The sequence below is a fragment of the Enterobacter asburiae genome, assembly GCA_011754535.1.
GTDB lineage: Bacteria > Pseudomonadota > Gammaproteobacteria > Enterobacterales > Enterobacteriaceae > Enterobacter > Enterobacter cloacae_N.
The window spans coordinates 4,541,170-4,553,003 of the sequence record JAAQVN010000001.1 but is presented as its reverse complement, the minus strand read 5'-3'; the positions used below and the strand labels follow the sequence as shown (position 1 = coordinate 4,553,003).

Annotated in this window: 8 protein-coding genes; 6 read left to right on the top strand and 2 right to left on the bottom strand. The window is 55.9% G+C overall.

Annotated features, from left to right (window positions below; genetic code table 11):
• Window positions 1–8: 8 nt before the first annotated feature.
• The 5 genes from HBM95_21630 (at window position 9) to HBM95_21610 (ending at window position 6,819) form a co-directional block, all read left to right on the top strand.
• Window positions 9–914: an OmpA family protein gene (locus tag HBM95_21630; protein ID NIH45509.1), complete on the top strand. Its 906-nt coding sequence runs from the start codon at window positions 9–11 to the stop codon at window positions 912–914.
• Window positions 915–1,129: 215 nt separating this feature from the next.
• Window positions 1,130–3,388, top strand: coding sequence for a type I secretion system permease/ATPase (locus tag HBM95_21625; protein NIH45508.1), 2,259 nt, complete (start codon window positions 1,130–1,132; stop codon window positions 3,386–3,388).
• Window positions 3,385–4,620, top strand: coding sequence for an HlyD family type I secretion periplasmic adaptor subunit (locus HBM95_21620; GenBank protein NIH45507.1), 1,236 nt, complete (start codon window positions 3,385–3,387; stop codon window positions 4,618–4,620). The genes HBM95_21625 and HBM95_21620 overlap by 4 nt, the downstream gene beginning before the upstream one ends.
• A gap of 1 nt (window position 4,621) precedes the next feature.
• On the top strand, window positions 4,622–6,082 hold the full coding sequence (locus tag HBM95_21615) for a TolC family protein (GenBank protein ID NIH45506.1): 1,461 nt from the start codon (window positions 4,622–4,624) through the stop codon (window positions 6,080–6,082).
• A gap of 50 nt (window positions 6,083–6,132) precedes the next feature.
• Window positions 6,133–6,819 (top strand): response regulator transcription factor, encoded by a 687-nt coding sequence (locus HBM95_21610; protein NIH45505.1) that lies wholly within the window; start codon window positions 6,133–6,135, stop codon window positions 6,817–6,819.
• Between the two features lie 82 nt (window positions 6,820–6,901).
• Here the strand turns inward: HBM95_21610 and HBM95_21605 are convergent, their stop codons facing one another.
• Entirely contained in the window at window positions 6,902–9,835 is a 2,934-nt protein-coding gene (locus tag HBM95_21605; protein ID NIH45504.1) for a transporter substrate-binding domain-containing protein, read from the bottom strand.
• 364 nt (window positions 9,836–10,199) lie between these two features.
• Between HBM95_21605 and HBM95_21600 the strand changes: the two genes are divergently transcribed.
• Window positions 10,200–11,426, top strand: coding sequence for a tetratricopeptide repeat protein (locus HBM95_21600; GenBank protein NIH45503.1), 1,227 nt, complete (start codon window positions 10,200–10,202; stop codon window positions 11,424–11,426).
• Here the strand turns inward: HBM95_21600 and HBM95_21595 are convergent.
• The gene (locus HBM95_21595; protein NIH45502.1) at window positions 11,417–11,767 is read right to left on the bottom strand and encodes a Biofilm associated protein A; all 351 of its coding nucleotides are present in this window, start codon (window positions 11,765–11,767) and stop codon (window positions 11,417–11,419) included. The genes HBM95_21600 and HBM95_21595 overlap by 10 nt on opposite strands.
• Window positions 11,768–11,834 lie beyond the last annotated feature (67 nt).

Here is an 11,834-nt window from a genome sequence, read left to right as displayed (position 1 = left end):
GAGGATTTATGACTTTTTTCAAGACCTCTTTATTCGCGGCGCTGTTTACTACCTCCGCATTTGTTATCCACCCGGCGCTGGCGGCGGAGAATTTTGGTAAGACCTATCAGCCTGTCGCTCCCGTCGGCCAGACGCAGACGCAGGTGGTTTACTACCGTGATGCCAGCAACACCGCAGGTGGCGCGGCGCATATTTATGTCGATAACGAATTCCACGACGCACTGCTGCCGGGCGGCTATACCGTTTTCTGTCTGGCGCCGGGCAAGCATAATCTGGGCGCGTACCAGAATGATGCACCGCAGTATCGCGGCAAAGAGCAGGGCTACAACGTCGAGATGAGCGGCGGCCAGACCTATTTCGTGCGCGTCAGCTCAACCATGAATGCGGTGCCGGAAGCCCGTACGCGCGAGCAGGCGGAAAAGGATCTCGCTGGTCTGCGTGAGCAGACACACGTGCTGTCCCGTGCCTCAAGCGTAGAGGCCTGTAAGAACCTTGCGCCACAGTACAAAGATTACACCCTCTCGGGCGATGTGATGTTCCGCTTTGGTAAGGGAAATGAGAAAGGCGTTTCCGCTCAGGGTCGCCAGGCAGTAAAAGATCTGGTGGCGACGATCAAACGTGAAAACGTTGAACTGAAACAGATCCAGGTGATCGGCCACACGGACGCCATCGGCAGCGATCGTAGCAACTATGCGCTTGGCCTGAAGCGCGCGCAGACTGTCCGCACCATGCTGGCTGAAAACGGTCTTCCGGCTCGCCTGATGACGGCGACCAGCGTGGGCAGCAATGAGCCTGTAGTCAATGACTGTGACGCCTCGAACAAGAGCGCGTTGATCTCCTGTCTGTCGCCTAACCGCCGCGTTGTGGTACGCGTAAGCGGCGATCAGAACGTGACTGCTCCTGCGCAGAAATAATCGCTAAACCCTGCCTTCCCGTAACGGGAGGGCACCATCTTTTCCCCCTGTTTCCTCTCTAAAACCTGATTCGTGACAAAAAATAACCAGTTCCATTGAGACAGGTCTCATTAAGGCAAGACCATTCCGCGTGACAGAATATTCCTAATTCATCTCAAAAAGTCATTTTATCTTTTTGATTTAACTGTCTTTTAACAACCAGGAACACGCGAATTATGGAATCCTCAATGGCCAATACCCAGGAGGAACAGCTGCACACTATCGCCCGTGATACCCGACTCAATGACGACACTCTGCTCAGAAGCATTGCCTGGCTGTCCGATCATTATGGTCTGGGTAAGAGCGACGATGTCTTGCTGGCTGGTCTGCCTGTTGAACAAACTCTCACACCCTCTTTAGCGCTTGATGCGCTTAAAAATGCCGGTATCACCGGGGGGCTCATCAAGCGTAATAGTGCGGAACTGCCCGAGCAGGTTTTCCCCATGATTCTGCTGCGCAAAGGTGCGGGCGGCATGGTGCTGCTTGCGCGCGAGCGTCGTAAAAATGCCGACGATAAATGGGATCTGTTCTACTCCCTGATCATGCCGGAAGTGGGCGACGAGCCGGTTGAGCTGAACCATGAGGCGCTCAGCGAGCTGTATGTCGGTTATGCCATTGCGGCGAAACCAACTGCGCGCATTGACAGCCGGGTCAGCGATATCGCGCCGCCGCAACCAAAAGGTCACTGGCTGTTCAGTACCCTGTGGCGCTATCGAAGCTACTACCGCAGCGCGGCGCTGGCGTCGGTGCTGGTCAACGTGCTCGCGCTGGCAACGGTATTCTTCACCATGAACGTGTATGACCGCGTTATCCCTAACCAGGCCTTTACGACGCTCTGGTCGCTGGCGGCTGGCGTACTGGTGGCTATGGTCTTTGAGGCCATTACCCGTACCGTGCGGGCGCATCTGCTCGACACCGCCGGCAAGAAAGCGGATTTGATTGTCGGCAGCGTTCTGTTCCGTCAGTCGCTGGCGGTCAAAATGGAGCATAAACCGGCCTCTTCCGGCTCGTTTGCCAACCAGCTGCGCGAGTTTGAATCCGTGCGTGACTTCGTCTCATCAGCCACCCTGGCGGCCATTGCCGACTTACCTTTTGTGCTGCTGTTTATCGGCATTATTTTTGCCATCGGCGGTACGCTGGCCTTTATTCCGATGCTGATGTTGCCGATGATCCTGATCGTCAGCCTGCTTATCCAGTGGCCGCTGGCGAAGGTAATGAAAGCCAGCCTGCAGGAAGCCTCGTTAAAGCAGGGCGTACTGATTGAATCCATTGAAGGCATGGAAACCCTGAAATCGGTCGGCGGTGAATCCTGGATGCAGAGCCGCTGGCAGAAATTCAGCGCCATGCAATCTTCCAGCGCGGCGGCGTCAAAACATTATTCGACGCTGGCGATGAACTCGGTGAGTTTCCTGCAGCAGCTGCAGACGGTGATGCTGATTGTCACCGGTGTATACCTGATCGATGCCGGTAACCTGACCCAGGGTGCGCTGATCGGTACCGTAATGCTGGCGGGTCGCGTGACCGCGCCATTAAGCCAGGTGATTGGTTTAGCCGTGCGTTATCAGCAAGCGAAAGCCGCGCTGGGCTCGCTGAACAGACTGATGGAACACCCGACCGATCGCAGCAGCGACATTGATTACATCAAACAGCCTGAGCTGAATGGTGATATTGAGCTGAAAGGCGTGACCTTCTCCTATCCGGCGCCGCCGATGCAGCCAAACCCGGAGATCCTCAAGGGCGTCAACCTGACGATCAAGCCGGGCGAGCGCGTGGCGATTGTCGGCAAGATTGGCAGCGGTAAATCGACCCTGCTGCGCATCATCGCGCGCCTTTACACCCCGGTGAAAGGGCAGCTCTTCAGCAGCGGTCTGGATGTGAACCAGATTGAGCCCTCCGACTGGCGTAATAATGTGGGCTTTGTCGGCCAGGAAGCGCGCCTCTTTTACGGCACCCTGCGTGAAAACATTATGATTGGCCGTCAGAACGCCTCCTCTGATGAATTCCTGCACGTGCTGCGTCTGACGGGGCTGGATCAGATTGCGGCGCGTCACCCGCGCGGTATCCACATGCCTGTTGGCGAGCAGGGCAACAGTTTGTCCGGCGGTCAGCGTCAGCTGGTATCACTGGCGCGTACGCTGCTGGCGAAACCGAATCTCTTGCTGCTGGATGAACCGACCAGCGCGATGGATTCCCAGACGGAAGCCCTTTTCTTACAACACCTGAAAGTCGCGACCGCCGGACACACGCTGGTGGTGGTTACCCATCGCCCGTCGCTTCTGGCGCTGGTCGATCGCATGGTCATTATTGATGACGGCAAAATTGTGGCCGATGGTCCTAAACAGCAGGTGCTGGCCGCTCTTAACGGCGCACCCGCAAACGACAGTACCCCTGCAAAAGCCGCTACAGGAAAACAGCCCGTGGAGGCCAGCGCATGAAATTCTTAAAACGTAACAACAGCAAGGCATTATCCGCGCGTGATGCCGCCTGGATGAGCGATATCCAGGAAGCGCTATTCTCCCAGACCACGCCAAAGTCGCGCCTGGTGCTATGGCTGATTCTGGTGGTGTTCGTCGGGTTTTTAACCTGGGCGCATTTCGCCAAGGTGGAAGAGATCACCAAAGGCGACGCGAAAATCGTCTCGAAAAGCCGCGAGCAAATTATCCAGAGCCTGGAGGGCGGGATTCTCGAAGAGCTGAACGTCCGTGAGGGCGACATTGTTGAGCCGGGGCAGGTACTGCTGAAAATAGACCCGACCCGCGCCCAGTCCAGCTATCAGGAGACGCTGCGTAAAGTGGTGGCGCTGGAAGCGACCGTTAACCGCCTGCGTGCAGAGGCCTACGGCCTGCCGCTGACGTTTAGCGACCGGGTGAAACAGTACCCTTCCGAAGTGGACCTGGAAACCCGCGCCTACAACAGCCGCAAACAGGCGCTGGAAGAAGGGGTGGCCTCGCTCGAGAAAAGCTACCGCCTGGCGCAAAACGAAATTGCCATGTCCGAGCCGCTGGCCGCGCGCGGCCTGCTCTCAGAAGTGGAGCTGCTGCGTATGCGTCGTCAGGCGAATGACCTGCAATCGCAAATTGTCGAGCGTCGTAACCGCTATCAGGCGGATGCCAACGCCGAGCTGATTCGCCAGGAGCTGGATCTGGTGCAGGCCGAAGAGAGCCTGACAGGACGTGCCGACGTGGTGAGCCGGACAACCATCTCCGCGCTGGTAAAAGGCACCGTGAAAAACGTGCGTGTCACCACCATCGGCGGCGTTATCCAGCCCGGTGAACACATTATGGAAATCGTGCCGCTGGAAGACCAGCTGCTGGTTGAAGGGAAAATCAAACCGTCTGACGTCGCCTTCCTGCATGCCGGATTACCGGCAATGGTGAAAATCACCGCATACGATTTCGGCATCTACGGTGGCCTGAAAGGGCACGTGTCTCTGGTCAGCCCGGATACGCTGAAGGATGACGCCAAAGCTGCCGCCGGCCGCCCTGACGACACCTATTACCGGGTGATGGTATTAACTGACAGCAGCACGCTGAATGCGGGCGGTAAATCTCTGCCTATCATTCCCGGCATGATTGCCACGGTTGAAATCCGCACCGGTGAAAAAACCATTCTCGATTACCTGTTGAAACCTATCTTCAAAGCGAAGGAAGCGTTCCGCGAGCGTTAATATGAAAAGTAACTCTATTTTTATGCAGCGCCGCCTGGCGGCGCTGTTAACGGCCGCGGCTTGCCTGGCATCGGCTAAAAGTGCAGCAAATAGTGACGGCTTATTAGCCTTTGCGCCTGTAGACCCTGCGGTAAAATCTCGCATGGTGATGGCCTCGACACCGCCCGCACCCGCTGCGCCGTTAGTGGAGCAGGCGCCGGTGACACACGCGGCCGCCGCGCCGAAACGTGATATTACGGCCCGCGCACCCAGCGAAAGGGAAATTCGCGCCCTGTTTAATGATGCGGTGAATACCGCGCTGAGTATCAGCCCCGAAGTGCGTGGCGCGAATTATAATACTGAAGCGGCAGAAGCGAATGTTGACGAAGCGAAAGGCCAGCGCTGGCCGCAGATTGATGTCGGCACCCGTTCCAAAAGTTATCAGTTTGGTGGTGGTGAGCGTCGCTACAGCGACAGCCGACCGGCGGTCACCGTGAATATGGCGACCACACTGCTCGATTTTGGCCGCACCAGTAACACCATCAAAAGCCGTGAAGCCCTGCATGACGCGGCGAAAAATAACGTCGATGCCCAGGCGGAAGATATCGCCTGGCAGGTCAGCAGCGCGCTCATCGAACTGAGCAAGCAGCGCCAGATCATCAGCCTGAGCCAAAAGTATGTGGCCCGCATGAATGAGCTGGTCAGCATGCTGGACGGGATCGTGAAGGTCGATCAGGGGCGCCGCAGCGAGCTGACGCAGGCTCGGGGGCGCTTGCTTCAGGCGCAATCATCTCTGGACACGGCGGTTTCGCGGGCTCGTGATATTGAAATCACTCTTAACCGTCTGCTGGGGGACAAAAAAGTGCCTCTGCCCGCAGCGACCGCCTGGAACCTTAAGCCGGGAGAGTTGACGACACAACTGTCGGCCATCGACAGCCATCCGACAATTCGGCAAGCTAAGGCGGAAACCGCGTCGGCGCTGGCGGATGCGGATGTCGCGCGCTCGGCCTCTTACCCGACAGTGACCTGGAACGTGGGCAAAAGCACCGGGCGTGACGAACTGGGGCGTGAACAGTCCTGGGAGACGGGTGTGAACGTGAGCTGGCCGATTTTCCGCGGCGGTTCTCAGCGAGCCGCTGAGCTCTCTGCTGCGCGTCGTGCGGACGCCAGCAGAGAAACTATAGAAAAACAGTTACGCGATTTGGATAACCGCGTGCGCGCGGCGGATCAGGACGCCCGCAGCATGCTGGAACGCGCTGAGTTGTACCATGACTTAGCCTTTGAATCCGATCGCATTCGCCATGATTTCTTCGATCAATGGTACCACCTTGGCAGACGAACCCTGCTGGATGTGCTGAGTGCAGAAAGTGATTATTACGGTAACCAGGTTGCAGAAGCCACCAACCGCTTTGACGCTTACGCTGCTATTTTTCGTAGTTATGCCAGTGCGGGAACATTATTGCAGTGGCTGAGAAAGCAGTAATCAGCCATTTTTATAATGACCCACACAGCAGGCACAGAAAGAGAGTGCAGATGAATCAGTATTCAGGAAAGAAAATTTATATCGCCTTACTCGACGATCATCCGATTGTCCGCAAAGGGCTGGAAATTATTTTCAGCCAGGAGCCGGATTTCGAACTGAAGGGCAGCTTTGCCAGCCGCATTGATCTGATTAACTTTTTACGTACCAACCGGATTGATGTGCTTATCCTCGACTATTTGCTCGGGGATGAAGACATTGACGGATTGCCGATGATTAAGCAGTTAATGAGCAATTTTCCCTGGCTGAAAATTTTGATCTCATCGACGCTGGAAAATACCGCCATTGTTCGTATGGCGCTGAAGGCAGGCGTGCGCGGGCATATCGGCAAAAGCCGTGACGCCTCGGAAGTGGTGGATGCCGTGCGCCGCGTGGCGGCTGGGCATATCTGCCTTTCCGAAAGCATGGAGAAGGAGTTTTATCTTATTTCCGAGCCATCTGCATCCGGTGACGCTGAAGATGAACAGCATGTAATTGACGGCATTGGCCGTCTGGACCAGCTTTCTGCCCGGGAACTGGAGGTGTTACGCCTTTTCCTTTCCGGTATGTCGGTGCTGCAAATTTCTGAGAAGTTCAGCCGGAGCCGCAAAACGGTTAGCGGCCAGAAGAAATCCGCAATGAAAAAGCTGGGCGTGAAGACCGACCCTGAGCTGTTCCTCTGGCACGACCAACTGCTGTGAGTGTTGTCCGGCGGCGCTACGCTTGCACGGGCCTACAATAAATCGTTCAATTAATTGATATTATTGTCGATTGTAGGCCGGGTCAGCGCAGCGCCACCCGGCAAGAAGTACTGTTACGCAGCGCCGTCGCCAGATCGCTGATAGAGCACGGCTTAAACAGACAATCGTTCATTCCCGCTTGTAAACACCGTTCCTTAATCTCATGCATCGCATTGGCGGTAAAACCAATAATCCATGCCGGTGTCCGGCCCTGCTCACGCTCAGCGTTACGCATCATGCCCGTTAGCTGATAACCGTTGATGCCCGGCATATTGCAGTCGGTGATAACCACATCAAAGGCAGTATCGGCCCAGATTTTGAGGGCCTCATCGCCACCGGAAGCCAGATGCGCGTGCTGCCCCAGCCAGGCCAGCTGTTTGGCCAACAGGATGCGGTTTGCGGGATTGTCATCCACCACCAGCACGTTAAGCGCCGGTAACTTTTCATCTTCCGCATCAGGCTGGGCACGGGGCGTAACGGCACGGGTAACTTTAGGCAGGGAGAAGGTCGCCCTGACGGTGGTACCGACATGCTTTTCGCTGGCGAGCGTGAGCGTGCCATTCATGCTTTCACAGATGGTTCGGCTGATATATAACCCAAGGCCGGTGCCCGCCCGACGATTGTCCGCCTGGCTGAATGGCTTAAAGAGTGCGGCCTGCTGGCTGGCATCAATACCGATACCGCTGTCCTGCACCTCAATGACAAACTGGATGTTATCGGTGCCGGGCTCCTCACGCTGCGATAAGGTCAGCGTCACGCTGCCGCGGTCGGTAAACTTGATGGCGTTGCTGAGCAGGTTGGAGAGCACCTGCTTAATACGCAGCGGGTCGGCATAGACCTCATACAGCGCCTCTGCCGGGAAGACCTTATTCAACTGGATATTTTTTTCTATCGCCACGCCCTGGAACACCCGCATCATGTTGTCGATGAGTTTGCCGAACTGCACGGGTTCCGGGTTAAAATCGAGATGCCCTCCCTCGATACGGGAGATATCCAGGATATCGCCAATCAACCCCACCAGACCCTCTGCCGAGTCGTAGGCGACTTCCAGCGCCTGAAGATCGTGCTCGCCCTTGCGCCCTTTTTTCAGAACGATGTCCAGCATGCCGATAATGGCGTTCATCGGGGTGCGGATCTCATGGCTCATGGTTGACAGGAACACCGATTTTGCCCGGTTAGAGTCTTCGGCGCGATCTTTCGCCTCGCTCAGTTCCGCCAGCAGCGATTCACGTTCGGTCAGCATCTCGCGCAGCTGGGTGAGCTGCTCGTTCAGTTGCCTGCGCAGCGCCGCTTTACGCACAATCTGCCGACGTAAATAGAGCGCCCATCCCAGCGCTAACAGCACCAGAACGGCGCTGAAGACACCCGTGGCAATCAGCACTTCGCGATAGCGATACCAGAAGCTGTCGACCACCACCAGCTCGTTGGGTCGCCAGCGGTTCGCCAGGTTTTCCATCTCAATGGGTGAGATACTCAGCAGGACTTTATCCAGAATGCTCTGCAGTTCCGGGCTTGCCAGGCCAACGCCAAAGGAGATCCAGGCGGGGGAGTCGCCAACAATCGAAACCACCTTCAGCTTGTCCTGAAAATTGGTGTAGATCTGGTAATCCGTCATCACCAGAATACCTATTGCCGCGTCGGCATCGCCGTTGGTGATGCTGGCGAGCAGCTGCGATTCATTGCCCACGTGAACTATTTTGATCTCCGGGTAACGTTCGCGCACCAGCTGCTCCACGCCGATGTTTTTCACCAGCGCCAGGCGTTTGCCGCGCAGGTCGGCCAGCGTGTTAATGTCGTTACGTGAGGATGATGTGGCAAGAGCAAACGCGCTGCGTAAGTAGGGCCGCGTGAAGAGGACCTGACCCTTGCGCGCCTCGCTCGGCGTCACTGACGCGAGCATGTCAGCCTGCCCGTGGTTGACCTGGGCTATCAAATCATCGGTGGTATTGCCGGTCTCAAAGCTAAAGCGCAAGCCGGTGCGCAATGACACCACGGAGAAGAGATCCGCCACTACCCCGCGCAGCATCCCCTTGTTATCGATAAAGGAGACCGGGGCGGCATTATCCTGGCTGTAGATGAGCACGTTCACCACCGGATGCCGGGCGATCCACGCTTTCTCCTGGTCGGTAAAGACCAGCGACTTGGTTCCCTGTGCAATATCGACCCGATCGGGCTGCCAGCGGCGATAGAGATCCAGCTTTTCCTCTTCGGGTACCGCGCGGATGGTCGCGTTAATCAACTGGTTAAGCAGCGGGTTATTCTGGCTCAGGGCGAACCCCACTTCACGGTTGGGCAGCCGCGAGATGCGATCGATATGAATATTGTTTAAATAGTTTCGGCTCAGCGAATAGCTGTTACCGAGATAGGCGCGTGAATGCCCAAACGCCACGGCGCTCAGCGCTTCCTGATAGCTGTCAAACAGGCGAAAGCGCGCGTTGGGATAGGCCGCTTTCACCTGTGCCAGAGGCAGGTAGTCCCGGACCATCGCGACGTCGGTGTTAGCAAGATCGTCCGCGAGAGGCTGGGTATCCCGGTCGTTCGCCCCCAGCACCGGTTTATCGCTGGCATAGGGCGTTGAGAAGATAAATGCGTCGTTGGCGTCAAAGGCGGAGACAGAGGGGATAAGATCGATATCACCGCGCGCCAGCGCCTGCCACAGCTCTTCCTGCGAGTCGTACATTTTAACCTGCACCGGCAGATTAAGCTGCCAGGACACCAGGCCGAGATAGTCGGCGCTCAGCCCCTCATATTCATGGCGTATGTTGCGCATCCCGAAAGGAGGCACGTCATAACGTGTGATACCCACCGTCAAGTTTTGCATATGCTTTAGCAGCGTTGCCTGCTCTTCGGTGAGCGGCAAGCGACTCATGCCCTCAATGGGGGTGCGCATCAGAATCTTATATTCTTCGCTGTGTGCCGGAGGCATCACGAATAAAAATAAAACCAGAAGCAAAAAACGACGAAGGTAGTGACGCATAACTTTTTATAACGCTCCTGAGCATAAGATACTGAAAGTGATATTCTGATTAAACGTTAAAAGCATTGTTATAAGACAAGGCTTGGTTATTATTCTGGCGATTGTGAATAACGAAAAGCACAATGTCTGGTCAGGAACGTTATTATTTCTACGCTATCCTCTCAATACTAATATAAGCGTGCATTTTCGCCTGCTTTTTGCTGCTTAAATCCTGCGCCATCATTGACTGCCGGGAACATCAAGACGGGTCTTGTCGCTTACTTTACAGACGAATGGGAAAATCATACGCACGATTATTTGATTTTGAGCCTGGACAATGCGTCGATCCCTTCAACCTCATTCATCTGCTGCAAAACAAGAAGCAATGCGTCAGACATTTGCTGCCCTGGCGGAGCAGTACCGTCATGCAATGGCCGTGACGGATTATGCGACGGCCTCTCGCTGCTGCGAAAAAGCGCTGGCCGTTCTGCCGCATAATATGTCGGTACAGAGCGATTACGCCCTTAGCCTGATGCGTGAGGGAAAACATGACAAGGCGTACAAAGTCTACCGCAAGATTTATCAGTCGCCCCGTCGTCATGAAGCGTCTGAAACCTGGCTCGATGGCCTGGCGGAACTGTGCGGCCATATGGGCAAAACGGATGAAATGCGCGCGTATGGTCTGGAGTCATTGACCCTCTCTGACCAGCGTTTTCGTCAGGGAACCGCCTGGCCGCTGCCCCAGACACCACCGCCACCTTTTCAGGCGGATTGCCCGGAAAAAAACATTATCGCGTTCAGTCTGTATGGCGATCTGCCGCGCTACTGCGAAACCTTAATTAAAAACATTGAGGCCGCCGCAGAGCTGTTTCCCGGCTGGCGCTGTCGCGTGTATCTGGATGACTCCGTGCCCCAGCACGTCTGGCAGCGGCTGGCGCAGGCGGGTGCCGCGCTGGTGGATATGAGCCAGGAAAAGCGCATCTATCCCACGCTGTGGCGTTTTCTGGTGATGGATGACCCGCAGGTCGAGCGTTTTTTAGTGCGTGACGCTGACTCTCTGCTCTCTGAACGGGAACAGGTTTGCGTGGAAGACTGGCTGCGCTCGCCGTTTTATTTCCACCATATGCGCGACTATTTCACCCATACCGAGCTGTTGCTGGCAGGGATGTGGGGCGGCTGTGGCGGCGCGATCCCAGACGTGGAAGGAATGATGCGTCAGTTTGTGGCGAGCTACCGGGGGAGCGCCCGTTTCACCGACCAGTATTTCCTCAAAGTGGCGATCTGGCCTACGGTCCGGCAGAGCATTTTGAATCATGATGAGATCTTCGCCTTTCACCATGCTCAACCGTGGCCTGCACATCCGCCTGTTCGCTGGCAGACTGAGCACTTCCACGTGGGCAGCAACGCCGGGTTTACCGTGCTGGCGGGGCCGAGCGAGAAAGCCAGCGGTGAAAAGCAGGCTGTCGTATTACGGATTGAGGGGGAGAGCTATCGCTATACGGCGTTGGTGCGTGATGGGCAGTGGCGATTGCCTATCCCATTCTTCCTTGCTGACGGTTTTCGCGCGGGCGAGGTGCAGGTTGAGGTTATTACGCAACCTGATTACGTCTGAGGCGCAACGTCTAGTCCTGTCTGGACCAGTAGCTCCGTCTCAATACCCGAATGGTGATAAACCTCATATTGCACGCCGTTCACGGTAACGGAGCCTCTGGCTTTCATCCATTCTCCTGGCTCTGATTCTGCAGGAAGCAGATCGGACAGATTGACCCGCTGCCCGGGAGGGCCTTTTATCAGTAGCTGCTGATTAACGTCGTCGATAAAAAGACGCTCTTCCCCCTGAATGAAAATATCGCCGAGCGCGATTTCGACCAGTGCAGGAAATTGATCGTCAGTCGCCATCTCTTTATGGGCATCGGCAGTGTTTTCGCCGTGGGCAGTTAACGTGTTATTCATTTTTTGTGGAACCTGTTTACGCATAGCAAATCTGCTGCGTTTTTACCTTCCAGCAGGGGAGGGGACA

Bases quoted from the DNA above. Each gene is read 5' to 3' on its own strand.
- HBM95_21630 (NIH45509.1), top strand. From the start codon at position 9: ATGACTTTTTTCAAGACCTCTTTATTCGCGGCGCTGTTTACTACCTCC.
- HBM95_21625 (NIH45508.1), top strand. From the start codon at position 1,130: ATGGAATCCTCAATGGCCAATACCCAGGAGGAACAGCTGCACACTATC.
- HBM95_21620 (NIH45507.1), top strand. From the start codon at position 3,385: ATGAAATTCTTAAAACGTAACAACAGCAAGGCATTATCCGCGCGTGAT.
- HBM95_21615 (NIH45506.1), top strand. From the start codon at position 4,622: ATGAAAAGTAACTCTATTTTTATGCAGCGCCGCCTGGCGGCGCTGTTA.
- HBM95_21610 (NIH45505.1), top strand. From the start codon at position 6,133: ATGAATCAGTATTCAGGAAAGAAAATTTATATCGCCTTACTCGACGAT.
- HBM95_21605 (NIH45504.1), bottom strand. From the start codon at position 9,835: ATGCGTCACTACCTTCGTCGTTTTTTGCTTCTGGTTTTATTTTTATTC.
- HBM95_21600 (NIH45503.1), top strand. From the start codon at position 10,200: ATGCGTCAGACATTTGCTGCCCTGGCGGAGCAGTACCGTCATGCAATG.
- HBM95_21595 (NIH45502.1), bottom strand. From the start codon at position 11,767: ATGAATAACACGTTAACTGCCCACGGCGAAAACACTGCCGATGCCCAT.